19 protein-coding genes are annotated in these 24,525 nt (G+C 27.0%); 11 read left to right on the forward strand and 8 right to left on the reverse strand.

Annotated elements, in window-relative coordinates:
* Positions 1 to 45: 45 nt before the first annotated feature.
* Both PHEL85_RS04235 and PHEL85_RS04240 read left to right on the forward strand, forming a co-directional pair.
* Entirely contained in the window at positions 46 to 627 is a 582-nt protein-coding gene (locus PHEL85_RS04235; RefSeq protein ID WP_036821459.1) for a tRNA-(ms[2]io[6]A)-hydroxylase, read from the forward strand.
* Between the two features lie 66 nt (positions 628 to 693).
* Entirely contained in the window at positions 694 to 1,125 is a 432-nt protein-coding gene (locus PHEL85_RS04240) for a DUF4268 domain-containing protein (protein WP_036821461.1), read from the forward strand.
* Between the two features lie 301 nt (positions 1,126 to 1,426).
* Here PHEL85_RS04240 and PHEL85_RS04245 read toward each other — a convergent pair whose 3' ends face one another.
* A complete protein-coding gene (locus PHEL85_RS04245; protein ID WP_036821462.1) occupies positions 1,427 to 1,765 on the reverse strand; it encodes a DUF4870 domain-containing protein in 339 nt (112 codons plus the stop codon).
* Positions 1,766 to 2,224: 459 nt separating this feature from the next.
* Here PHEL85_RS04245 and PHEL85_RS04250 point away from each other — a divergent pair, with 459 nt between their 5' ends.
* From PHEL85_RS04250 to PHEL85_RS04270, 5 genes are all read left to right on the forward strand, one after another.
* Positions 2,225 to 3,097: a mechanosensitive ion channel family protein gene (locus tag PHEL85_RS04250; protein ID WP_036821464.1), complete on the forward strand. Its 873-nt coding sequence runs from the start codon at positions 2,225 to 2,227 to the stop codon at positions 3,095 to 3,097.
* A gap of 56 nt (positions 3,098 to 3,153) precedes the next feature.
* Entirely contained in the window at positions 3,154 to 3,696 is a 543-nt protein-coding gene (locus PHEL85_RS04255) for a hypothetical protein (RefSeq protein ID WP_036821466.1), read from the forward strand.
* Positions 3,697 to 3,784: 88 nt separating this feature from the next.
* The gene (gene mnmE / locus PHEL85_RS04260; RefSeq protein WP_036821468.1) at positions 3,785 to 5,179 is read left to right on the forward strand and encodes a tRNA uridine-5-carboxymethylaminomethyl(34) synthesis GTPase MnmE; all 1,395 of its coding nucleotides are present in this window, start codon (positions 3,785 to 3,787) and stop codon (positions 5,177 to 5,179) included.
* 20 nt (positions 5,180 to 5,199) lie between these two features.
* Positions 5,200 to 7,266 carry a lipocalin family protein gene (locus PHEL85_RS04265; RefSeq protein ID WP_036821471.1) on the forward strand — a complete coding sequence of 689 codons (2,067 nt, stop codon included), beginning with the start codon at positions 5,200 to 5,202 and terminating at the stop codon, positions 7,264 to 7,266.
* The gene (locus tag PHEL85_RS04270) at positions 7,267 to 7,626 is read left to right on the forward strand and encodes a hypothetical protein (RefSeq protein ID WP_036821474.1); all 360 of its coding nucleotides are present in this window, start codon (positions 7,267 to 7,269) and stop codon (positions 7,624 to 7,626) included.
* A gap of 1 nt (position 7,627) precedes the next feature.
* Here PHEL85_RS04270 and manA read toward each other — a convergent pair whose 3' ends face one another.
* From manA to PHEL85_RS04285, 3 genes are all read right to left on the reverse strand, one after another.
* Positions 7,628 to 8,839, reverse strand: coding sequence for a mannose-6-phosphate isomerase, class I (gene manA, locus PHEL85_RS04275; RefSeq protein ID WP_036821477.1), 1,212 nt, complete (start codon positions 8,837 to 8,839; stop codon positions 7,628 to 7,630).
* Positions 8,840 to 8,844: 5 nt separating this feature from the next.
* The gene (locus PHEL85_RS04280; RefSeq protein WP_036821479.1) at positions 8,845 to 9,255 is read right to left on the reverse strand and encodes a hypothetical protein; all 411 of its coding nucleotides are present in this window, start codon (positions 9,253 to 9,255) and stop codon (positions 8,845 to 8,847) included.
* A gap of 74 nt (positions 9,256 to 9,329) precedes the next feature.
* Positions 9,330 to 10,484, reverse strand: coding sequence for a response regulator (locus PHEL85_RS04285; RefSeq protein ID WP_036821481.1), 1,155 nt, complete (start codon positions 10,482 to 10,484; stop codon positions 9,330 to 9,332).
* Between the two features lie 176 nt (positions 10,485 to 10,660).
* Here PHEL85_RS04285 and PHEL85_RS04290 point away from each other — a divergent pair, with 176 nt between their 5' ends.
* The 3 genes from PHEL85_RS04290 to PHEL85_RS04300 are packed head-to-tail and all read left to right on the forward strand — an operon-like array spanning position 10,661 to position 16,475.
* The gene (locus tag PHEL85_RS04290) at positions 10,661 to 13,750 is read left to right on the forward strand and encodes a membrane protein (RefSeq protein ID WP_036821485.1); all 3,090 of its coding nucleotides are present in this window, start codon (positions 10,661 to 10,663) and stop codon (positions 13,748 to 13,750) included.
* Positions 13,750 to 14,964, forward strand: coding sequence for a hypothetical protein (locus PHEL85_RS04295; RefSeq protein ID WP_036821489.1), 1,215 nt, complete (start codon positions 13,750 to 13,752; stop codon positions 14,962 to 14,964). The genes PHEL85_RS04290 and PHEL85_RS04295 overlap by 1 nt, the downstream gene beginning before the upstream one ends.
* A complete protein-coding gene (locus tag PHEL85_RS04300; RefSeq protein ID WP_036821492.1) occupies positions 14,958 to 16,475 on the forward strand; it encodes a glycoside hydrolase family 2 TIM barrel-domain containing protein in 1,518 nt (505 codons plus the stop codon). Before PHEL85_RS04295 ends, PHEL85_RS04300 begins: the two co-directional genes overlap by 7 nt.
* Here PHEL85_RS04300 and PHEL85_RS04305 read toward each other — a convergent pair whose 3' ends face one another.
* The 3 genes from PHEL85_RS04305 to PHEL85_RS04315 all read right to left on the reverse strand — a co-directional run bounded on the left by PHEL85_RS04305 (position 16,476) and on the right by PHEL85_RS04315 (position 19,327).
* Positions 16,476 to 17,657, reverse strand: coding sequence for a glycosyltransferase (locus PHEL85_RS04305; RefSeq protein ID WP_036821495.1), 1,182 nt, complete (start codon positions 17,655 to 17,657; stop codon positions 16,476 to 16,478). It lies immediately after the preceding gene.
* 110 nt (positions 17,658 to 17,767) lie between these two features.
* On the reverse strand, positions 17,768 to 19,036 hold the full coding sequence (locus PHEL85_RS04310) for an oligosaccharide flippase family protein (RefSeq protein WP_036821497.1): 1,269 nt from the start codon (positions 19,034 to 19,036) through the stop codon (positions 17,768 to 17,770).
* Between the two features lie 18 nt (positions 19,037 to 19,054).
* Entirely contained in the window at positions 19,055 to 19,327 is a 273-nt protein-coding gene (locus PHEL85_RS04315; protein WP_036821500.1) for an STAS domain-containing protein, read from the reverse strand.
* Positions 19,328 to 19,523: 196 nt separating this feature from the next.
* On the opposite strand from PHEL85_RS04315, the gene PHEL85_RS04320 reads away from it, so the two are divergent.
* Positions 19,524 to 21,599 (forward strand): tetratricopeptide repeat protein, encoded by a 2,076-nt coding sequence (locus PHEL85_RS04320; protein WP_036821516.1) that lies wholly within the window; start codon positions 19,524 to 19,526, stop codon positions 21,597 to 21,599.
* Between the two features lie 49 nt (positions 21,600 to 21,648).
* On the opposite strand, the gene PHEL85_RS04325 is transcribed toward PHEL85_RS04320, so the two are convergent.
* Positions 21,649 to 24,468, reverse strand: coding sequence for a DUF4114 domain-containing protein (locus PHEL85_RS04325; RefSeq protein WP_081965072.1), 2,820 nt, complete (start codon positions 24,466 to 24,468; stop codon positions 21,649 to 21,651).
* Positions 24,469 to 24,525: the final 57 nt, after the last annotated feature.

The following is a 24,525-nucleotide window of genomic DNA, read 5'->3' on the forward strand; positions in this document are numbered from 1 at the left end:
TATTAAAATATTCTTAATTTTACAGTCTAAAATTGAAATTAGAATATGTTAGGATTACAGTTTGAAACCGAAACTTCTTGGGCAGAAATTGCCAAAGACAATTTACAACAAATATTAACAGATCATGCGTTTTTAGAGCAAAAAGCGGCTTCTAACGCTGTTTCAATTATCATCAATTATTCTGAAGAAACAGAACTGGTTAAAGAAATGAGTAACATAGCTATTGAAGAAATGCAACACTTTAAAATGGTGCATTTATTAATGGTAAAACGCGGAATGGTTTTAGGACGTGAACAAAAGAATGATTACGCTATTCGTTTGCAAAAATTCTTTAATAAAACTAAAGATAGAACAGATGCTTTAATACAGCGTTTGTTAGTTGCTGCTTTAATTGAAGCGAGAAGTTGTGAGCGTTTTAAAGTATTTTCTGAAAATATGGAAGATGAAGAATTGTCTAAATTCTACAATAATTTAATGATTTCTGAAGCTAGCCATTATACTACTTTTTTACAATTTGCTCGTGAATACCAAGACAGAGAAATAGTTGATAAAAAATGGAATGCTTTGTTAGCTTTTGAAGCAGAAATGATGAGAGAGCGTGGAAATTTAGCTAAAATTCACGGGTAAAAAAAGTGAACAATTATCAATAAACCCAATCTGATAACTGATAACTGATAACTGATAACTGAATATATGTTCTCTAAAGCAGAAGCTGCACTGATACGTAAGGAATTTTGGACTAGTTTTGGAAAGTCTTTTCCTAGAAAATGGCTGTTGTACAACACAAAAATTAAAGGATTCTCTTTTAAATTTGTGGGAGAAAGAAAACATGCAATGGTTTGTTTGGATATAGAAAACCCTGATGAATTGGTAAATCTACTCTACTATGATCAAATGCTTTCTTTAAAAACGTTGTTAGAAACTGAAATTCCTGAAGTAATTTTTGATGATGATTATTTATTAGAAAGTGGAAAAACGATTCATAGAATTTATGTTCCTTTTGAGAAGAAATTTAGTGTTTACAATAAAAATTCTTGGAGAGATTGTTATGAATTCTATGTTGAAACAATGGAAAAATTCGAACTTTTCTTTTATGAATATGAAGAAGTTATTAAAAATATATAAACCTTTTTTTACACCTATTTGTTTGTTGATACGCCTGCGTTAAGGATTGAAGTGAAAATCCTTTTAATGTTAGTTCGAGTAAATTTATGAAGTATGAATAAATTTGTATCGAGAACAAATTAAAAGATTGTAACGTAAAGCCTGACCTGAAAGGTAACGCCCAACTTCTCGATATATTTTTTTTACAATAATCACTAGAAGCAAAAAAATCGTCCAAAATATGAACGATTTTAATACTAACAATCTTCTAGTTTCCCGTTTTCAAGGGAATGACAATATCAATTGAAACTTATTTTTTCAACTATTTTATAAAAGTGATACTAAAAGGATAGCTTGGTGGCTCATTATTACTTGCTTTTATTGCATTTATAATCGGAAATATTAAGTAGAAAAACCCGATTGCAATTAAACCTAAAATTCCTAATCCTAATAATAAAATTAACGGAATACAGATTAAAATGTATACAAACATTGATATTCTAAAGTTTAGAATTGCTTTACCATGTTGATCCATACCATAGACTTCTTCTTTTTTAGTAAGCCACAAAACTAAAGGAACAATAAAACCTCCTATACCAGTTACAAAATCTAATAATTGGCTTAAATGTGTTAATACTAATAACTGTTTGTCTTCTTTCATGATTATCTTATAAATTTTAATTGTGTACTTATTTGACGCTCAATTTGTTCTTTTGTTACAAAAAAAGCATTATAGATTATATATTTTTTTAACTAAATATACCTATAATATTATGTTAATTATGTTAAAGTCTGTTAAAACACTTGACAATTTTTATATATCCTTTATATTGATAGTGTAATTGATAGAAAGTAACAAACACTTCTATTAGGAATCCGGAAGTCCTTTTCCACCTAAATTAGTTATTTATACTATCACATTTTTTGAACTTTAAAATTTCACTAAACTAAATGGAATATTTAGAAATTAATATAATTAAACACATAACATTTACCAAATTTTGGATTCTTATCTCATGGTTAAAAAACAATAAAAAAATAATGAATAATAGTGTTGTTAATTAGTTTTCTGCTTTTTTTTACAAAAAAAATAGAACTATAACATTAAACTATATTATTCATGAACAAAATATTAAACAAATTTGAAGCCTGGAAAGAACTATTTATTAAAAACATACCAAATATTGCTATAGCCCTTATTGTAATATTTATTGCATATTTTGCTTCTAGAGCTATAAATACTTTTATTTCTAAAACATTAGGAAAAAAAATAAAACAAGAATCCGTAAGAAATTTAGTTTCTAGAGTTGCATCTGCTTTTATTTTTTTAACAGGTCTTTACATTGCCATGACAGTTCTAAAATTTGACGATACTTTAAAGGCTATTATTTCTGCAGCTGGGGTTTCTGGTATTGTTATAGGTTTAGCTTTGCAAGGAACTTTATCTAACACAATATCTGGTGTTGTATTATCTTTTAGACAAAATTTAAATATTGGAAACTGGGTAGAATCTAATGGTTTTTCTGGCGAAGTTATAGACATTAACCTAAACTATTTTGTAATTAGAGAAGCTGATAACAATATGGTTGTTATACCTAATAAAACCATCTTAGAAAACCCTTTTAAAAACTATTCTTTAACTACAAAAATGAGAGTCTCTATAGAATGTGGCGTAGAATATGGAGCAGATTTAAAAAAAGTAGAAAAGCTAACAAAAAAAACTATTGAAGAAAATTTTAATCAAAAAGCACTAGGCAAAAACGTAGAATTTTATTATACAGAATTTGCAGATAGTTCTATAAATTTTTTATGCAGATTTTGGGTAGATTCTAAAAATGCCTTGCAAAAATTAAGCGCTAAAAGTAACGCAATCATAGAAATAAAAAAAGCTTTTGATAAAGAAAACATTAATATTCCTTTTCCAATAAGAACTTTAGAATTTACAAATAATTTAAACGTAAATAAAGATAAATCAATTGAGAAAATATCCTAAAAACTGGGAGAAAACAAATAGTTACAATTATTATTAACAATTAAAACACACAAATTATGAAAATTTTTAAATTAACAGTATTCACTTTAATATTAACTGCAACAACAGCATTTACACAAATTGGAAACCCTAATATATCAGACAATTGGACTCTTAGTGAATTCACAGAAACATTAGTAGAAAACAACAATAATGAAACTTTCTTAGTAAAAGAACTAGAAATCACAAAAGAATACACACCTGTAATATTGGACCCAAAAGATAAATACAAACTAAATCAGGATATTATTTACTTACCCACCCAAGTAACTAAAAGTTTAAAACTTGATTATGATAAAGATAAACAATATGAAAAAGAAGCTGAATTTTTCTACAAAAAACCAGATAATTTTAATCTAGACTTTACATTAACTAAAAGTGGGGTTATTATTAAAACTGATAAAAAGGATGTAAATGTTTCTAAAATTTGGAATAAAAGTACAAAATTAATGTTTTCTAATAAGAGAAATAACAGAATTAAACAAGAAGGTAACTATATCATAGAGTTTACTAATAATGAAAAAGTAGATATTACTATTACTAATTACGAAATCTTCTAAATACATATCTTTAAAAATAAAGTAAAAAGCTCAACACATTATGTTGAGCTTTTTGTTTTCTGATAAAATCTTTACGTATTTTTGTAGTATGATTAAAAACGATACAATTATTGCTTTGGCAACTCCTGCTGGTGTTGGAGCTATTTCTGTGATTAGACTTTCTGGTGAAAAGGCTATTGACATTGTTGATGCTTTTTTTAAATCTGTTAGAAAAGGAAAGTCGCTAAAAAATCAGAAATCTCATACAATTCATTTGGGACATATTGTACAGAATGATGTTGTTTTAGATGAAGTATTGGTATCTGTTTTTAAAAACCCAAATTCTTATACTGGAGAAAATGTCATAGAAATTTCTTGCCACGGATCTAGTTTTATTCAGCAAGAAATTATTCAATTATTCTTACAAAATGGTTGTAGAATGGCTGATAATGGTGAGTTTACAATGCGTGCTTTTTTAAACGGAAAAATGGATTTATCTCAGGCAGAAGCTGTTGCTGATGTTATTGCATCGAATTCTGCTGCTAGTCATCAAATGGCAATTCAGCAAATGCGTGGTGGAATTACAAATGAACTGAAAGAATTACGTGCACAATTATTAGATTTTGCAGCATTAATTGAATTGGAATTAGATTTTTCTGGTGAAGATGTTGAATTTGCAGACAGAACAAAATTTAAAGAATTAGTATCTAAAATTACTTTTGTTTTAAAACGTTTAATTGATAGTTTTTCCTTTGGAAATGCAATGAAATATGGAATTCCGGTTGCTATTATTGGAGAACCTAATGTTGGAAAATCTACTTTATTAAATACACTTTTAAACGAAGAAAAAGCAATTGTGTCTGATATTGCAGGTACAACTAGAGATGCCATTGAAGATGAAATTATTATTGATGGAGTCGCATTTCGTTTTATAGATACTGCAGGAATTAGAAAAACTGAAGACGTTATAGAAAGTATTGGAATTAAAAAAGCATACGAAAAAGCAGATAATGCACAGTTAATTATTTTCTTAATTGATGCTAATAAATTTATTCATTCTAGTGAAGAGTTTTTACAGGAAATAGAAGTTATTAAAGAGCGTTTCCCTAATAAACGTTTGTTAGTAATTGCAAATAAAATTGATACATTATCTTGCCATGATATTTCTATTTTAGAATCTGAAATTGATAATTTAATTTTACTTTCTGCTAAAAACAAAACAGGTATTGATGCTTTAAAAACAGAATTAACTTCTTTGGTTAATATTGGTGCTTTGAGTAATAATGAAACGATTGTTACTAATTCTCGTCATTTTGAGGCTTTAAATAATGCTTTAACAGCAATTACTTCTGTTCAGCAAGGAATTGATTTAGAAATTTCTACCGATTTATTTTCGATTGATATTAGAGAATGTTTACGTCATTTAGGTGCAATTACTGGAGATTATGATGTTGATAAAGATATTTTAGGCCATATTTTTGGAAATTTCTGTATCGGGAAATAAGTTAATTTAAAAAAAAACGAATGAAAATCAAAATTCACTATTTAATATTTACATCCATATTTTTATTTACTTCTTGTTCAAAAGAACCAGAATATGATTTTTATGCAGATTTTTATTCAAATGCAAATACATCTGCAACTACAAATGATTTAATAGGAACATGGGCAATATTTAATATAGAATTTGATGAGAATAAATCTCAAGTACCAATTAATTACCAAGAATGTGGTAGAGATTATCTAGTTTTTGAAGAAAATGGAGTTTATAAAGAATATTTATATCAAAGTAATAATTGCGATTTTACATTAAACACTTTGAGTTGGGAGCTTAATCAAGGTATAATCACTTTATCTAATCAACAGAATGAATCTGATGAAGCAGTAATTACTAAGTTAAATTCTAATGAGCTCATTTTTAAATCTAAATTTGATATTGATGATGATGGTAATTTAGAAATATTTAAAGCATATCTTAAACCTTATACCCCAATAGAAATTGATGTTGTTTCAGAAACTTTTAACAGAAATTTATCGCCAGAATATAGAAATCTAATTAGTTATATTTGGCAACCTTATCAAGGAAATGAAGAGTTTGTTTCCTATGATATATATAGGAGCTCAGGAGCCAATTGCTCTAAAAATAATGCTGTTTTAATAGAAACAATTACCGATTCAAATATTACAATATTTACAGATTTAACTCCACCTGCAGAAGAACGATTGTGTTATTTTCTGAAAGTAAATATTAAATCTAAAACTTTGGGTGAAAGTGACATACAATCTATAGATACCTATACATTAGAAGCTTCTTATGTAAATTTAGAAGATCCAAAAGTAATTAATAATACCATTCATTTAAATTGGGAAAAAAGTGACATGCCTTATTTTTCTCATTATGAAATTTCTTATTCGAACTTCCCTCCTAACATAACTGGTTATGGACAACAAATTGTAAGTGTAGTTAAAATAACCAATATTAATTCTACCAGTTTTATAGATGAAAATCCACCATATTTAGAAAATCCTTTTTATAAAATTAATGTTTATGACATTTTTGGAAATAAAACTTACGACTATACAGAAGGTTATAAAACATATTTAGAAGTAGATTTTAGAAGAGATGAAATTATCAATTTAAATAATATTCAATCATATGCAAATCACCAAAATAAACCAATTGTCTATTTTTTAGGTGCAGAAAGTGGTTCTTCATATTCTTATATTCATAAATATAATTATGAAACAAATACTACAGAAGTAATTTCAGATAAGCCAGTAAATATATCAACAGAGCTTCCTATTGAATTTTTTAATACTACTTATGGAGAAGAAGTTTTTTTAGCTCAAGGAAGTGTTTTAGAAGTTTACGATGCGAATACTTTAGAATTTAAGTATGAATTAAAGTTTTCTCAAATTTATAGTATTGATGATTTTCTTTATACTTCATCAGGATTTTGGTTTTTTACTGATGGTGACTATATCTTTTCATTCTCTAGAGATAATGACAAACTAATTTTAATCGATAAAAAGCTACACTTCTCAGCACATCAGTCTGGTTATAATTATAGTGTTGTAGAAATTAAAAATAATCAACTTTTATTAGGACATAAAAACGAAGCTTATAGCATTCTATATGCTATAAATACTGATGGTTTTTTAACTCAAACTAAAACTATTGATATTATAATAGATCAAGATAGAAAGAGAAATATGCAATTTAATATAGCTGAGAATTTTATCATCAATTATAAAAAAAACAAAGTATATTCTTCTGATAATTTTTCTGTCACATCAACATTCCCATATCCAAATTTTTCTTCTGGAATAAGTAAGAACGGAAAAGAAATTTATGGCTCTAATAACGATGAAAATTGGAATATTACAGATGATAGTAAACACGAAAAAAAAGCAGTAGTTTATAACAGAGAAACACAATTGTTTGACTATTACATTACAAAAGGATACTCTCACGTAATTTTTGAAGACTTTCAAGGCAAAATAATTTCTATTTCAAGCGGAATGAAAAAAGAAGGTTTGTTTCGTAAAATTAACAACAAAGAAGATTTGTTTATAGAAGTAATCGAATAAATGAAAAATGAAGATTTAGTTGGTAAATATTCTATAATAGGAAGCAATCAAGATGAAACTGAAAATTCTTATAAAGGAGAACTCACTTTATCTTTAGATGATAACAATCGAATAATTGCTAAATGGCTAATTAATAAAAGTCAACAACAGTTTGGTACAGGTTTTTTTAAAAACAATATTTTGGTTATCAACTTTCATTACCAAGGTGATGAAAACACAATTTATAAAGGAACCGTTGTTTATAAATGTTTAACCAAAGATATTTTAGAAGGTTTTTGGTCTGAAGAATTTGGGAACCCCAAATTCTTGGGAATGGAAAATTGTTTTAGAGTTAAAAACTCTAAAACAATTTTAAATTAATTTATTTAGGTACGCCTGCTTTGTAAATTTCTACTTCAGAAGTTGTATTAATTTTATAGGCAGTATTTGCTTTAATTAAAACTGATTCCCCTTTATTTAAAGACAAAGACTCATTATTCTGAGTAACAGTTGCTGCACCATTTAAAGCAATTAGTATTTCTACAGAATTAGAAATAGAATTATGAATATCGGTAGCTTTTAATTCAATTTTACTCAATTCAAAATCTTTAGCTTTCGTTTTAAAAACAATTTCTCCGTTAGATTTATTTTCAAAACCGCTTAAAACTTCAGGAATCGTTTCTTCGAATTTTGTGTTTTTAATCAATTCTTCAACATCGATATGTTTACTGGTTAATCCGCCTCTTAAAACATTATCTGAGTTTGCCATTAGCTCCATATTCTTACCTTCTAAGTAAGCATGTGGCACTCCTGCATCTTGAAAAACTGCTTCTCCTTTTGAAACATTTAAAATATTAAAAAAGTAAATTGAAAATATTCCTCTATCAATATTTTGTGAGTTTTTATTATCTAATGATTTGGCAGACCAATATGCTGGTGAAGATTTTTCTAATTCGTTATTTAAATACTTTGGATAAATTCTATCAACCAAAGGTTTTAAAACTTCATTTACCTCTTCTTGAGAATATTCCATTACTTTTTTATAAAGACCTAAATATCCTTCTTCTAAAAAGGTATCCATTAAGAAACTCAACTCTTTAGTTTCTTTTAAATTTTTAATTAATTTATCTCTTTCTAAAAAACCATGCAGTAACCAAAAATCACTTAAAGCAACCATAATTTCTGGTTTATGGTTTTGGTCTTTATAATTTCTGTTTTTTGCAGTTAAGGCAATCCCTTTTTCATTTTCTGTTTGATATCCTTTAATTGCAGCTTCTATAGAAGGATGTACTTGTATAGAAAGCATTTTATTTACATCTAAAACTTTAAATAAATAGGGAAGTTTCCCAAATTCATTTGTAACTTTTTTTCCTAGATTTTCAATTTTATTTTCACTTAAAAAATGATCTAAAGAAATACTATCATTTTCTATTTTAACAATTGATGGTGCTTTTAAATGAGCGCCCAACCAATATTCTGCATACGTTTCATTTTCATCAATACTTTGAGAAACTAAATTTGGGATATAAGTTTTTCCTCCCCAATCATAATTTTGAACCTTACCCTCTACTCTAAGTATTTTATTATTTTTCATTTTTATCAACAATTAACTATTTCATTAAGAGCATACACTTTTCTTAACAATACTCTTTCATCAATTTTATTACGCAAATCTTCATCAGAAATGTTCACTATTTTCTTCATGAGTTTTTTATCGAAAATATTTTTTGGCTTTGCATGCACAATTAAATTAATATTATCATTATTAAATAAAAATCGTACTCCTGCTTTTAAAGCTAAATCTGATGCTTTTTCTTTTCTAAGGTTTAAAATAGACACTTCGCATTTTGAAGTCTCTTTTAACTTATATAAAAATTTCAGCAATTTAACATGATTTCCATTATTTACAAGACATATTTTAAAACTCTTGTTAAAAAATGATTTAAAGGGTCGATTTTCTGAAACATGAATATCATTCTTATCGAAAATTATAACCATACCTTTTTTCATAATGTTCTGTTTTAATGTTTATTTAGGGGTTAATACAGCATTATTTTTAATTAATAGTCAAATTTTCTAATTGACTATTTCTTTTTTCCTTTTCTATAGAACCAGGCTATTTGTGCAAGTTGGCCAACAATTTTTACTGAATCTTTCATCGATAGTTTAGAACCATCTGCATGAATCCATCTTTTTAAAGGTTGTTCGCACAACATTTCTTTAGCTTTATCTAAACCATAATGAAGTGTTATTCTTCTAAAAATTTCTACATCAAAAATCCATTGTGTTACAAATTTATCTTTAAATGAGATATCAATCACATCTTTATGAAAAATTTTAGCACCACATTGTGTGTCTTTAAAATCCATAGAAAGTATTTTTCTAATGATAAAATTAATAGTCATACTAATAATTTTTCTAGCAGATTCTTTGGTAATATTGGCACCCATTCTACTAATTCTAGAACCACTTACTATTTTATATTTATCATTTTCTTCAATAGTGGTAACTAAATCATTAAAATCTGCTAAATCAGTAGATAAATCAGCATCCAAAAATCCTATATAATCTAAATCTTCTTGTTTAGCCATATATAACATCCCTTGTCTTACAGCTTCTGCTTTTCCTCCGTTTTTTTCACAGTCATAGACAGTAATAAAATCTTCTCTTCCCTTTCTTAGGTTATTTAATACTTCTAATGTTTTATCCTTACTCCCATCATTTACAAAACATAAATGATAACCAGAATTTGTAGCTATATAATCTGTAAATTCTTTACTTAATAACCTTTCTTCTTCATTATAACAAGGTATAACCACTCCTACACACCTTTCTTGAATAATAGTATTTGAGTATATTTTGTTAGCATCCAAATTTTCTGGAGCACCAATCAACCTTTTTGTTCTTAAACCTACTTCTGTAAGACTCAAAGGTTTTTTCATATAATCATTTACACCGAGTTCAAAACCTTGTGTAATCATATCATCATCTGTATTACCAGATAATATCATAATTGGCGTATCAGATTTTTTTATTTCTCTAATATGTTTTACTACTTCTAAACCAGAAATAGTTGGCATATTAATATCAACAATTACTAAATCTGGTTGCAAAGAATTATATAATTCAATTCCTTTATTGGCATCTGTTTCTGTAATCACATCATACCCCATTTCTTTTAATCTACTTTCTAGTGGAATTAACACTAGTTTTTGATCATCAATAGCTAATATTTTCATAATAAAGTTTTGGTTAAACTGTGAAGCAAAAATACTTCGGTTTTCTTTTTGTTTTTGTAATTTTTGTACTAAATGTTGATTAAGTTAGATGAAAGGTAGTTTACTTTAGACAAATAAAAAAAATCTATCCTTAAAAATATTTTATATTTACATTATTATAAGCGAGTACTCTGTTAATGAAAGAAAAATCTAATAAATATTTAATAGCTGCAATAATTCTTGCCGTTATTTTTCATGGTTCAACTATTTTCTTCACTTTAGAAACTACTTATGACGCTTTAATTCATTTGTTTTTTGCAGATCATTATGCCAATAGTTGGTTTGAACCATGGAATTACAAGTGGTACACAGGTTTTACGGTACAAAGTTATCCTCCTTTAGTTCATCAAACTATTGGAGCTTTATCTTTAATTGGAGGTTTAAAATTTGGAATGTTTACAGTTGCCTTAATAGCAATTGTGTTATTTGTAACAGGTTCTTATAGATATTCTTTATTAATAACATCAAATAGAACTGTTGCTGGTTATGCAGCTATTTTAGCTGTTTTCTCTTCTTCTTTTGTTGAAACTTTGCACATTTTTGGTCAATTACCCAGTATAATTGGAGTTTCTATTTTAATGCACGCTTTACCCGAAATATATTTATGGCTTAAAACAGGTAAGTATAAATTCTTTTTTACATCACTTTCATTAATTTCTGTAACTGTAACTTCTCATCATGTTACCCCAATTTTTGGTATGTTATTTTTTATTTTCCCATTAATAGGTACAGTAATAATGGACGTTGCACGTGAAGAAGTTGAATCATATAAAGAAGTTACATTCCCATTATTTCTAAAAACCTTTTTTAAACAATTAAAGAAAAATGCTGCCTTTGGCTTTTCTGCTTTATTCCTTATTATATTTTGTATTTTTCCTTATTGGTTAAACTCCAAAAAAAACCCAATAACTCAAGTTCCTATTCCACATGGCTCTAGAGATAGTTTCATAGAGGTAACTTCCTCTGGATTAGTGTTTTTTACAATTCCTTGGGGATTATTGTTATTTATACTACCCTATATTTTTTATAGATATTACAGTAAAAGATATTTATTTTTTGGTTTATCATTTACCATGTTAGTAATTTTAGGAACTGGTGGTACAACACCAATACCTAAAATGATTTTAGGTGAAACTGCTTTTAATATTTTAACTTTAGATAGATTTACGCTTTGGGGATCTATAATGTCTATTCCAATATTTGGAGAATTTATTTATCGGTTTGTAGAAGGTGATTTAAAAGTTTTAATACAAGAAAAATTTGGTGCAGTTTATCATAGACTATTAGGTGGGCTTTTAGCATTTTTCTATGTTGCTATGGTAATTTTTACCATGAGTTTAGGGTATTTTAGACCTTCTCAACCTCAGAAAATTAAAATGTTGCCCATAGTTAATTTTTTAAGTCAAGATTCTCATGATCATTGGAGGTATTTAACTTTAGGTTTTGGAGATCAAATGGCTTGGTTAGCTGCACAATCTAATGCAATGAGTGTAGATGGAAACTACCATTCTGCAAGACGTTTACCCGAATTAACAACAAGACCAATTGAGCGTTTAGAAAACTCTAAATTTAAAGGAGTTGCAGGTATTGGTTCATTACAGCAATTTTTAACAACTCCAGAAAAGTATAATTTAAAATATATTTTTTCTAATGATAAATTTTATGATCCTGTATTATTTTTCTGTGGATGGCAACGTTTATCTCAATTAGAAAATGGTATTATGGTTTGGGAAAAATTAAATGTGCCTCCTGTTTCTTCTATTTTACCCAAAGAAGATGTACCTGCTTGGGTAAAAATAATTTGGGGAATTATTCCTTTTTTAACAGTACTTGTTGCGTTTTCACTTAACGTACAATCTTTAATTGTAAATGGATTAAAAACCAAAATAAGACCTAAACCTGTTTACTTTAACTTTCAGAATGATTATTCTAAATTTTCGCGAAATGTTTTAAGAGCTTTTCATATTTGGGCAGTTATTTTAATTATAACTATAGGTTATGCTTGTTATATGTTTTACATTAAAAATGACACACAGAGGTCTCCAGAAAATGTTGTAAAAGCATATTATGATACTATTGATTTTAAAGAATTAAATAAAAGTTTTAGTTATATAGATCCTAAAGACGAGTTAACTCGTGCTCAATATTTATTAGAAATTTCGGTTACAGATGGCTTATTAAGTTCGTATGCAAAATTAGATGCAATAACTGCAGAAGTTTTAAAACAAACAGATAGTTTAACAACTTTAAAAGTAGAAACAAAATGGATTACTCCTTTAGAAAAACTATCTAAAGTAGAATATAGAACAACTGTTAAAAGAGGTAGAAAGTGGTATTTAAAACCTACCAGAAAATCAATAGATTTACCTCCAGACCAATTATATTCTAAAAATACTACTGGTTATTTTAATCAAGGAAGAAGAAGAATTACAACAGAACAAACACATCATGAAGATGTTTTAAAACAACCTGTTTTAGAAATTGTTTCTGCTAAATTGATAAAATTTAATAAGCGCTACTCTATTATTGGTGAAGTTCAAAATATAGATAATGTTCCATCAGACGTAGTCTTAAAAGGAACACTTTATAACGATGATAATAAAGAGTTAGCCACTTATAATGCTAAACATATTTTAAAGCACAAATTAATGCCAAAAGAAATAAGTGCTTTTAGAATTAATTTTGAAGGAATTGCTTGGTCTAGAACCAAAGACTCTATTCCTAAAACATTTAATCCAGACGAATTTACACCTGTAGAATTAAGTGAGCAACCTACAAAGTTTAATTTACAAGCTGCAGGAAATACATCTAATTCAGATTTATTTAAAGACATTGTTTTAAGTGAAGTTAATATTTCTCCTAATGTAATTAGTGGTACTTTATTTAATAGCGGAATTCAAGAAATTACTGTTCCACAAATGATTATCACTTTTTATAATGAAGATAAAGAAATGATTTGGGTAGATAATTTGTTTTTAAAAGAAGGAATAAGACAAGAAAGAAAATTACGTTTTAATTACCCAATACCTTTAAAACCAACAATAAAAATTGTAAGTGATGATATGAGTTACTGTTTTGTAAATGGTTTACCAAATGAAGATATTGCTTTTAAAATATTACCAAATAGAATAAAAAATCATAACATAGGTAAATTACAAAAAGTAGATCACCCACTTTTTAGTTATGTTAGAATTGAACTGAGTATGTATATAGGAAACCCAAAATAATGAAATTAAAACTAACTTTTTTCCTACTATTTTTTCAATTTGTATTTGTTTCTTTTTTAGCACAAGAAACAAATACTAAATCTTCTGTTTCTTTATTATCAACACAAATTTCATTTAATGTTAATGATGATGTTATACTTGATTTTAAAGTAAAGAAAGACACTATTCTTCAATTATATTGTTCTAACAGTTATGGTTCTACTGTATTAAAATCTAAAGTTTTAGATCAAAAAGCATCTTTTAAAGTTCCACGTTTTTTATCTAAAAAAAGAGGAATATTAACATGGAAAACCATAAATACTGATGAATTAATTTCTGGAAACATTTCTATTCATTCTCAACAACAACCTACAACTATAGAAACCTATTTAGGACCACCTAGTATTGATGCCGGTGAATTAGATTACACGATGTTAGTTGTAATACCTACAGATAGTTTAGACAATCCTATTCTAGATAATAGTAAAGTCGATGTAAAATATCAATTTTTAAAATCTGAAAATATAAACCCAATTTACACTGATAAATTAATTGGTTATAAAAATATTTATGCTCCTAAAAAAAGTGGAAGAATGATAATTTCGTCTACCTCTTTTGGCTTAAACTCTAAAGAGTTTGATGTTAATATTATGCCTGCAATTGCTACTGATTTTGAAATTTTTATGCATAGAAATCATGAATATGCAGATGGAAACCAAATTACAACGCTTTTTACATCCATTGTAAAAGACAAAAACCAAAATATTATAAGTGATGGAAGTTATATTGAGTTTTACATTACAGATAAAAAAGGTGGTATTTTAAAAACGGCAGGTACTACCATAAATGGAGTTGCACATGCAAAAATTGTACATCCAGATTTTGAAGATACTTGGAGAATTAAAGCTTATTTTATTGGAATTTCAGAAAGTAACACCATAACTATTAAATATAAAAAAGTAATTGAAGATTATAATATAGCTTTCAAAGAAAATAATAGAGTTATAACTGTAGGGCCTTTAGAAAGTTTTATGGGACAAATTATACCAGATGGATTGTCTGTAAAACTATCTATTTATAAAAATGGAATCTTATTAAAAGACCTATTTAAAGAATCTAACAATGGGTTTGCAAGTTTTTATTTAGATGCTAATATTTATGAAAATGATACCTATAAAATAATATTAGAAACTGCAGGAATAAAAAAAGAATTTAAAAGTTTTAAATTATGGTAAAAACTAACAAACGAATTCTTAGAGGTGTTTTAATGCTAACTTATTTAGTAATAATTGGTATTCTTTTGTTTTTAGTAAGTTCTGTTTTTAGTTTTTTAAATACAGGTGCAGATAGAAGTAAAATGTTACACACAGAAGTTAAAAAGGTAGAACAATACTTACCTAAAGTAACTTGGGTTTTAGATGGTAATGAAGGTAGAAAAATAAGTGAACAAAAAATAAAATCGGTAGAAAACGATTATTTAGATGCTTGGTATGTAAAACATATAGCCTACAAAACTAATACACGAGTTGGAATAGAAGATTATTTTACAGAAAGTGCTAGAGAAAATATTTACAATATTTTAGATTACAATAAACTTAACAAAACTTCAATAGAATCTACTACTCTAGAACACAATTTAGATATTGAGTTCTTTAGTGAAGATGGACAATTAATTGTTTTAACTGACACAAATACTTTAGAATACAAAAAGGTATTTAAAGACGATAAATTGGTTTTAGAAACTACAGAAATATCTACTTACAGATATATTTTATTACTAGAAGATGGTTTTTGGCGTATAAGACATATGGTTAAAGAAACTTCAGAAAAATTTGAAAGTTCTCTTAAAAGAACATCAATTAGTAATACTAATATAAAAGGAATTAATTATTACCCACAAGCAACTCCATGGAATATGTATGGAGATGAGTTTGATATTAATATTATTAAAAACGATTTTAGAATTATTAAAAAATCGGGGTTAAATTCTATTAGAATATTTGTGCCTTATGAAGATTTTGGAAAGGCAAATGTTAATTATAAAAAATTAGAAAAATTAAAACTTGTACTTGATACAGCCTTAGAAATAGATATAAAAGTAGTAGTTACTTTGTTTGATTTTTATGGGAATTATGATGTTTTAGATTGGACACTAAACCAAAGACATGCAGAAAAAGTAGTAGAAACATTTAAAGATCACGAAGCCATTTTAGCTTGGGATGTTAAAAATGAACCGAACTTAGATTTTGATTCTAGAGGAAAAGAAAATGTAACTGCTTGGTTAGATTTTATGATTATTTTAATTAAATCTATTGATAAAAAACACCCTGTTACTATTGGTTGGTCTAATGTAGAAAGTGCCACAATTCTTAAAGATAAAGTAGATGTTGTTTCTTTTCATTATTATGAAGATTTAAGTAAATTTGAAAGTGATTATCTAGCTCTAAAAGAAAATATAAATGATAAACCTATCATTTTACAAGAATTCGGACTTTCTTCTTATGGAGGTTTATGGAGACCTTTTGTAGGTTCTGATGAAAAACAAGCTGAGTATTATAAAGAAATACAAAAAGTCCTGACAAAAAATGAAATTCCTTTTATGTCATGGACTTTATATGATTTTGATAATGTACCTAAAGAAGTTTTAGGTAGACTTCCTTGGAGAACAAATCCTCAGAAAAAATTCGGATTTATTACAAGTTCAGGTGCTAAAAAATTATCTTATAAATATATTTCTAAAGAATAATTATTTCTTTTTAGCTATAATTTTATCAAATTCTTCTAAATATATTTCTGTAATTCTTTCCATTGGGAAAGCTGTTGCTGCTTTATAATTTGTCTCTCCTAATTCTATTCTGTAAGCGTCATTAGTTACAATAGCTTTAATTGCATTTGCTAAACTTGTTACATTTTCTGATTCAAAAAATTCTCCTCTATAACCTTCATCTTCAATTAAAGTTGCTAAATCACCTAAATTAGGCATAACTACTGCTCTACCATAACTTCCTGCTTGGTGTAAAACTCCAGAACTTCCTGTTGTAGATGTATAAGGAAAAACAACTACAGCACTTTCTGTAAATAAAGGTTCTACTTCTACTTCTTCTACATAACCCGTAAAAGTTAATTGTGGTACATGTTTATAAGTTTCTTTTGCATTTGCTAAATAACCTGGCACATTTGGATTATCTGTACCTGCAATAACAATTTCTAAATCTAAACCAGTTTCTTTTCTTACAACTTCTACAGCTTCAATCATAGATTCTACTTTCTTGTAAGTTCCAAATTTACCAAAAGTCATTATTTTTAAAGGTCCTTCTGGTAATTCTTGTGAAGGATTGTCAGGAATTTCAAAGGTTCCATGAGGAATCATTTTTACGTTATCTACTTTATATTTATCAACTAAAGTAGTTACGTATTTATCCATAGTTACAGCTACTAAATCTGCTTTTAAAATTAATTTTGTTAATGAAGTTCCTATAAAATTATATACTTTTTGAGCTAATTTATTTGTTGTAAAACCAGCACTTCCTAAATCTACTTGTTCTAAAATATTATGCAATAAAACAATTGTAGGAATCTTTTTCATTTTACAAATTAAAGGTAACGTTAACCCTAATGCTGCAACCACTTTTTTATCTCCAAACTTCATAAACTGTAAGTTAAAAAGAATAGCATCTGGTTTTGTTTGATTAATTGCTTTTATTACTCTTGTTGTATTAGAATAGCTATTAAATTTCCAACATTCTTTAATTGTAATTTTACAACCATCTTGTTCAAACTGAATATCTTTTTCTCCTGGAGTTTCATCAGTTAAAAGAATTAATTCTGTAACTTTTTCTTTAAGTCTAAAACTTTTTACTAAATGATATGCGTATTCATTAAGAGTTACTTTACTTGGTGGATATGCTGTTACGATGGCTAGTTTCATTTTATTTTTTTTAATTATGATACAAATTTCAGTTATTTACTTTTATTATTTACAAAAGTTTGTTCAAATGCAATTATATGTAGACGATTGGAAAATAGGATAAGATATTATTACTCATTTGTTTCTTTTATCACTTTTGTAGTTTTAGAATCTTTAAAAAAGAAAAAACTAAGTTGCACAAACAACAATAAAACCATTGCTATAATTTGTACATGAACCACTTGCTCTAATGTTTCATGATATAAAACCACTAGAACTATTTGTAACATTCCGAAAATACCAGAAAGCACAACTGGAATGTATTTATCTAGAGATAAATAATAGTAAGCAAAGATATTTGAGATTGCAAAAATACCTGTTGCTGAAGCATATTTCCATAATAATGATGCTACTGATAAATATTCACTCCCAAATAAAATTTTAATTATTTCATCTGGAAATAAAAAGCAACTAACAACTATTACAGCAGCAATAAAACCAATATATACAACATATTTTAACAAGATTGGTAAAGTGTCTTTACCTTCTTTTTTTAGTTGAACAACTTTTGGTAAAAGTAACATTACAAACATCCACGCAATAAAATATACAACTCTACCTATTAAAGCTAAAGAAGCGTACAAACCAGCTTCATAAGACTCAAAATAATGCTTTACTAATAAAATATCACTATTGTTTATTATGATTTGTGTTAGCTCGTAAAAAGCAGTAATTATAAAGAAATTCTTTACTAACTTTTTATTTGCATCATCTAATTTAAAAGGTTTAAATAAAGAAAAATTGCTACTTCTAAAAGGTATTAATCCAAAAACAAAAGAACAAAAAATACCTATTGCAATTATTAATGAAGAATCTATATCTAATAAATATAATAAAGCAAAAGTCAGTAATAAACGACTAATCATTTCAGATTGATAGGTTACTGACAATGATTTTAATTCTTGTTTTCCTTGAAAAACACCTCTATTTACACTCATTAAAAAATAAAACGGAACTCCTAATCCGAAAATAACAAACATTGTAGAAGAAGTTGTTTTAAAAAAATGCTGTAATTGAGTTGAGAAAACTACAATTAAAATTCCTAAAAAAATTCCTGTAAATAAAGCGTTTTTATAAATCTTAGAAATAAAACCACTAAAAATAGAGTCTTCAAAAAGAACAGAAAATTTAGCTGTTACCAGCTGAAAAGTCATGGCTACAAAAGAAAGTACTAATAAAAAAGTAATTAATATTGCTGCATCAGCAAATTTCTCTGGTCCTAGAACTCTACCTAAAACTAAATTATACAAGTAATTACCTCCATTAACCAACAGAACACTTAACATAAATAACTGTTCTGGTTTAATTCCTTTTTTTACAAATCTTATAATTGCTTGCATCTTTTTTTCTTTTTCTAATTAAGCTACTTGAAGTTGATGAAAATAATCATAAATTTCTTTACAACCATAACCAACAATAGAAAATAGTTTATTGTTTTTATTAGCATTTTTTATTAAAACAAATAAAGCATCTAAACCTTCCTTATCTATATGCTTAACATTATCAATATTAACAACAATTCTATCTCTTATTATTGAATTAAAATAAGACTTAAAAAAAGGAATTGTTTCAAAATTAATTTTACCATTTAAATAAAAAACTTCCTTTTTTTCTGAAATTTGTAGGCTCATAATTATTTATTTTAAATTAATACTCTACAAATATCATATTCAAGCTTATAAGAAAACATAAACTTTCGATGAAAAACCAATTCATAAAGTTGAATGAATAAAAGCCTTTGACTAAGCTATTTTTAAAGAAAAACAATCTATTTATTCTAATTATTAAAAGTGAATGCATAAATTGCATTCATTAAAAAAATGCATAATGAAGTTAAAATATTTTACAGTTATAATATTTCTATTTATCAATTTTTTGGGATATTCTCAAGATATGAAAGAAGGTTTTACTTATTTAGAAACGGGTAAGTACAAAGAGGCTGAAACTTTTTTTGAAAATGTATTAAAAGAGTATCCTACAAACAAAACAGCCAGACTTTGTTATGGTAGAGCCATTGGTTTAAATGGAAAAGCAACAAAAGCTGTAACTCTTTTTACAGACCTTTTAAAAGATTATCCTACAGATTTTGAAGTAAAATTAAATTATGCAGAATCTTTATTGTGGAGTAAAAATTATCCTGATGCAAAAGTATATTACCAAACACTTTTAAAGGAAGATGATAAAAGTTTTGCTGCATTATTAGGGTATGCAAATACATTATCTAACTTAAAAGAATTTGAAAAAGCTTTAATAACTGTAGATAAAGCCTTGGCTGTATTACCTAGCAATCCTAATGCGTTAGTTTCAAAAAAATATATGAGATTAGGGTTAGCTAATAAGAAAGTAACTGATCAAAAATATGATGAAGCTGAAACCATTTTAAAGGAAAATTTTACCTCTTTTAAAAACGATAAAGAAACCTTATTAAATCTTGCCAACTTGTATCTAATTTCTAATCAAGTAGAAAAAGCAAAAAGTACTTATAAAATTATTGGAGAAATTCCTGGTAATGAATTAACCTCTTTAAACGGTATTTCTTTATCATATCATTTAGATAGTGATGACAAAACCGCTTTAAACATTAGCGATAAAGCTTTAAAAAGTATAGATGCAAATACTTCTACAGTTTTAAAAAACCAAACTATAGAAAGAAATATTCAGGCATTAATTTGGAATAAAAGATATTCAGCAGCAGAAACACAAATTAATCAGCTTTTAAACGATAATGAAAATCCAGAAAATTGGATGTTATCTCTAAGAGCAACGCTTAATATTTATAAAAGTGATTTCAAAAAAAGTTTAGAAGATTATAATTTAATCTTAAAAAAAGACAGTGCTTCTTTTGATGGTAATTTAGGAAAAGCAAATGCGCTAAAAGCTTCTGGTTATTATGATAATGCTTATAAAAGTGCAGAAAATACGTTAACTTTTTACGAAAAACAGAAGGATGCAACCAACTTTATAAAACAGTTAGACTTAAGTTTTACGCCATATGTGGAAACCAAATTTTCTTATTCTTTTGATAATGGAGAAAACGAAGCAAATGCTTATGATTTTAAAACTGAAATTCCTTTTTCTACGAAGTTTAAAATTTTAGCAAATTATAACTACAGAACAACTTCTAACCCAGTTACTGATTTAAAAGCAACCACCAATAATTTATTATTAGGTGTATCTTATCAACTTTTAAATAATTTAACATTAAAAGGAAGTTTTGGAGTTACTTCTTCAGATTCTGAAACTAGTAAATACAATCAATTATTAACAGATATATCACTAAATATAAAACCTTTTAAACTCCAGAATTTAGAAGTGGGTTACAAACGAGATATTCAGAATTTTAATGCAGCCTTGTTAAATGAACAAATTGTACAAAATAACCTTATTCTAAATTATAGTTTAAATACTAATTTTAATTTGGGTTGGTTTACACAATATTATTATACTTGGCAAAGTGATGAAAATGCTAGAAATTTATTATTTACCTCTTTATATTATAACATTTTAGCTAAACCTTCTATGAAAGCAGGTATTAATTATCAAAATTTATCTTTTAAAAACCAAGTACCAACTGTTTATTTTAGTCCAAGTAAATTTAATGCAGTAGAAGTCTTTATTAACCTCATAAAAGATGAAGCTGCAGCTAAAAACAAAGAATGGTTTTACGGTTTAACCGCTGCTACAGGTTTGCAATATATAGAAAATGACGATGGTCAAAGTACTTATAGAGTTCAAGCAAAACTTGGATATAAATTTTCTGAACGTGCACTCATAAACATTTACGGATTACAAAGTAATATAGCTTCTGCTGTTGCTACTGCAGGTTCTGCTGGTTTTACTTATACAGAATTTGGAATCCGGTTTAAATGGGTAATCTTAAAAAAACCTTTTTATAAAAAATAAGACAAAAGATACATCTTTTGCCTTATAACATTCTGTAAAATTTAGGGGACTATTTAATAATAAAAGTTCCAGAATATTGCTTATTATTATCATCAGTTATTCTATATTTATAAATACCTGTCTTTAATTGTGGTGCATTATATTGCACTTTCATAGAAGAGTTTGTATTTATTTTTTGAATATCTACTCCCCTACCTATTACATCATAAACCTCAATTTTAATGTCTTCAGATTTTGATGCTAATTGAATTGTTGTAGCACCTGTAAACGGATTTGGATAGTTAAACATCTTCGTTGTTTCTTCTAAATTATAGTTATCTACAGCTAAAACATTATTTGCACTAAATGATAGATTATTAATATCAATATTAAAAGGTTTATAGTTAGTGTAATCACCAATTATAGAAAAAACTATTGTTTTAATATTGCTAATTTCTACTGAATTACCTTCTGCATCAACAAAATCAGAAAATAAAATATTAAATAATCTTTCTTCAGAATTAGCAGGAATAATATATCTCAATCTATTTTCCCAAGCTCTATCTTCTTCAGGCATAATTACTATTTCTACTGGCTCATTATTTGTAACATTAAAGTTTAAATATTCAAAATCTTCAACATTTAAAGTTTGATCTCCAGGTAAAATATGTCTAAATAAATTGATATTTCCTTTTACTTCTCCAGAAGCTTTTGCATTTCTATCAACCTCATAATTATCATCATTATATTCTCTATCAGAAGTAGTAACATCAAAACTAGAAACAGTTGCATAATCATTTAAATAATCTAATCCCCAAGGTCCATCTGCTAAGTATAATGCATCTTTTTGAGTTGAAGAAGCCGTTTCTAAAGAAAAACCTATATCAAATAAAACCCCTGTTTCTATTGATAAAACTTCATTATAAGCACCCGATAATGTAAAAGTATTTGATACTTGTATATGTTCTGAAACTTCGGTTTCTGCAATATTACCCACAAAATCTACTGATTTTTCTTGAGTTTTGTTTACCAAATTTAAATTAATAACTCCATTAGAATAACTACCAGACTTTACAAAAACATTTGGCAATACTTTTTCTACAACAGTACTATTTAATCCATTTATAGAGGTATGCTGATCTATAATATAATTAGCAATTGAAAATACTTGCGAAAAAGAGCTTCCCCAAATTTGATAATTCCCTGCAGGATATTGATCTATATTCCAAAAACTAAATAACTCATTTTCTTTTCCTTCCATTTTAACAGAAAAACTTAAAGTATATTCTATTTCTCCTGTTGCTCTTTTAATTTTAGAACTAATAATTTGATGACCTCTAGTATTTACAGTTCTTACATCTTCTAAACTAGAATTGTTTAATCTATCACATATTACTTTAGAATGATCGTAAATAGAACCTTCTGTTTTTGTTGCTAATACTGCAGAAACTCTATCTGTACCTTGATAATAATCTACCGAAAATATTTCTTTTGCATTTGTAATCCCTAATAAATCTTCTGGACTAGAAACATTTGCTACTTCTGTTTTATACATTCCTGTTTCTGGTAAAAAATCTATTAATGAAACAGTGTTAGATTTACTTTTTAATTCTGTTTTGTTAAATCTTTTCTGGTATTTTTTCTTATAATTATTATTACCTTCTTTCTCTCTTTGTAAGTTTCTTTTTGCTATTAAATCTGCTAATGAACCATTACTTTCTAAACCACCATCGTAAGCAGAAGTTACATTTTCTGGAATACTAACCTCTGCAAAATTTGTTGTTTTTAAAGACTCATAAGGATTTACTGTAATATAGAAAACAGCATCATTAAAATCATTATCACACCAATCTAAATCTCTTCTTACATCTTCAAAACCTAAAATTAATCTCTGGTTATTATTGTCTGTTAACAATACGCTGTGATTTCTTAATTCTTCATCACTTTCTGGATTAAAATCAGGATTTGAATATACATTCCAAATATCATGAGCAACTGTTTGTCCATTCCAAGCATTAGCTAATAAAACCCAACCAATACCTGTACCTGCAGAAAAAGAACCAATATTAACTTTATCTCCTGCAACTAAAGAACCTCCTGCTCCTTCTTCTGACGCATTTGGAAAAATAATTGTAATATCTTCTTGATTTGGTTTTGTTGTTGGAGGGTTGTTTAAATCATAAGTATAATACCCTAATACATTTGTATAACCTGCTCCTTCACTTATAAACGTAACCCAAACATCTGTATCTTGTTCTATAGATAAATCTGTATCATATCCAGCAGTTATATAATGAGGGTTATATTCTGGAACAGAGTAATACTCTGGAAGAGAATGTTTTATTGTTTCTAAATCTGATGATGAAATTTCATCTCTTACTGGTTCTAAATATAAAGGTTTACCATTTGCATCAAAATCTCCTAAAAAATTATAATTAAAAGTATCTGAAGATGATGTAATAGTAATTGTATTTTGTTGACTAATTCCCCAGTTACTAACAGCTGCCATAGAACTATCATTACTTCTATCTATTAACTGAACCATTACTAAATAAACTTCAGAACCTAAATCTTCGCTTGTTTCATAAAAACCCGATAAGTGAATTTCTCCTATAAAATTAGAAGGTGCTGAAACAGCTGGTACATTAACATTTTGCCAATGCATTCCTGTACTCCAATCTATTTGAGAACCGCCATTTGTAGATTTTAATAAGGCAATATTTAAATAAGCATCTACATCACTTGTGTAATCTAAAGAAAAGTTTAATTTTTTTCCTATTTCTATAGGATTGGATAAAAAAGAAAAGTTTGAAATTGATCCTGATTGCGCTGAAGCTGTTAAGTGAAACAAATTCAGAATAATAATTAAGTTTAGTACTATTTTTTTCATGATATAATTTTTATACCACAAAAATAATAACTAAATAAAGCTTAAATTGTTGATTTT

This window comes from Polaribacter sp. Hel1_85, assembly GCF_000766795.1.
Taxonomy (GTDB): domain Bacteria; phylum Bacteroidota; class Bacteroidia; order Flavobacteriales; family Flavobacteriaceae; genus Polaribacter.

Coding starts and splice junctions, on each gene's coding strand:
- PHEL85_RS04245 (WP_036821462.1), bottom strand. CDS start 1,765: ATGAAAGAAGACAAACAGTTATTAGTATTAACACATTTAAGCCAATTA.
- PHEL85_RS04255 (WP_036821466.1), top strand. CDS start 3,154: ATGAAAATTTTTAAATTAACAGTATTCACTTTAATATTAACTGCAACA.
- PHEL85_RS04280 (WP_036821479.1), bottom strand. CDS start 9,255: ATGAAAAAAGGTATGGTTATAATTTTCGATAAGAATGATATTCATGTT.
- PHEL85_RS04235 (WP_036821459.1), top strand. CDS start 46: ATGTTAGGATTACAGTTTGAAACCGAAACTTCTTGGGCAGAAATTGCC.
- PHEL85_RS04305 (WP_036821495.1), bottom strand. CDS start 17,657: ATGAAACTAGCCATCGTAACAGCATATCCACCAAGTAAAGTAACTCTT.
- PHEL85_RS04325 (WP_081965072.1), bottom strand. CDS start 24,468: ATGAAAAAAATAGTACTAAACTTAATTATTATTCTGAATTTGTTTCAC.
- manA (WP_036821477.1), bottom strand. CDS start 8,839: ATGAAAAATAATAAAATACTTAGAGTAGAGGGTAAGGTTCAAAATTAT.
- PHEL85_RS04240 (WP_036821461.1), top strand. CDS start 694: ATGTTCTCTAAAGCAGAAGCTGCACTGATACGTAAGGAATTTTGGACT.
- PHEL85_RS04290 (WP_036821485.1), top strand. CDS start 10,661: ATGAAAGAAAAATCTAATAAATATTTAATAGCTGCAATAATTCTTGCC.
- PHEL85_RS04315 (WP_036821500.1), bottom strand. CDS start 19,327: ATGAGCCTACAAATTTCAGAAAAAAAGGAAGTTTTTTATTTAAATGGT.
- PHEL85_RS04265 (WP_036821471.1), top strand. CDS start 5,200: ATGAAAATCAAAATTCACTATTTAATATTTACATCCATATTTTTATTT.
- PHEL85_RS04320 (WP_036821516.1), top strand. CDS start 19,524: ATGAAGTTAAAATATTTTACAGTTATAATATTTCTATTTATCAATTTT.
- mnmE (WP_036821468.1), top strand. CDS start 3,785: ATGATTAAAAACGATACAATTATTGCTTTGGCAACTCCTGCTGGTGTT.
- PHEL85_RS04285 (WP_036821481.1), bottom strand. CDS start 10,484: ATGAAAATATTAGCTATTGATGATCAAAAACTAGTGTTAATTCCACTA.
- PHEL85_RS04300 (WP_036821492.1), top strand. CDS start 14,958: ATGGTAAAAACTAACAAACGAATTCTTAGAGGTGTTTTAATGCTAACT.
- PHEL85_RS04310 (WP_036821497.1), bottom strand. CDS start 19,036: ATGCAAGCAATTATAAGATTTGTAAAAAAAGGAATTAAACCAGAACAG.
- PHEL85_RS04295 (WP_036821489.1), top strand. CDS start 13,750: ATGAAATTAAAACTAACTTTTTTCCTACTATTTTTTCAATTTGTATTT.
- PHEL85_RS04250 (WP_036821464.1), top strand. CDS start 2,225: ATGAACAAAATATTAAACAAATTTGAAGCCTGGAAAGAACTATTTATT.
- PHEL85_RS04270 (WP_036821474.1), top strand. CDS start 7,267: ATGAAAAATGAAGATTTAGTTGGTAAATATTCTATAATAGGAAGCAAT.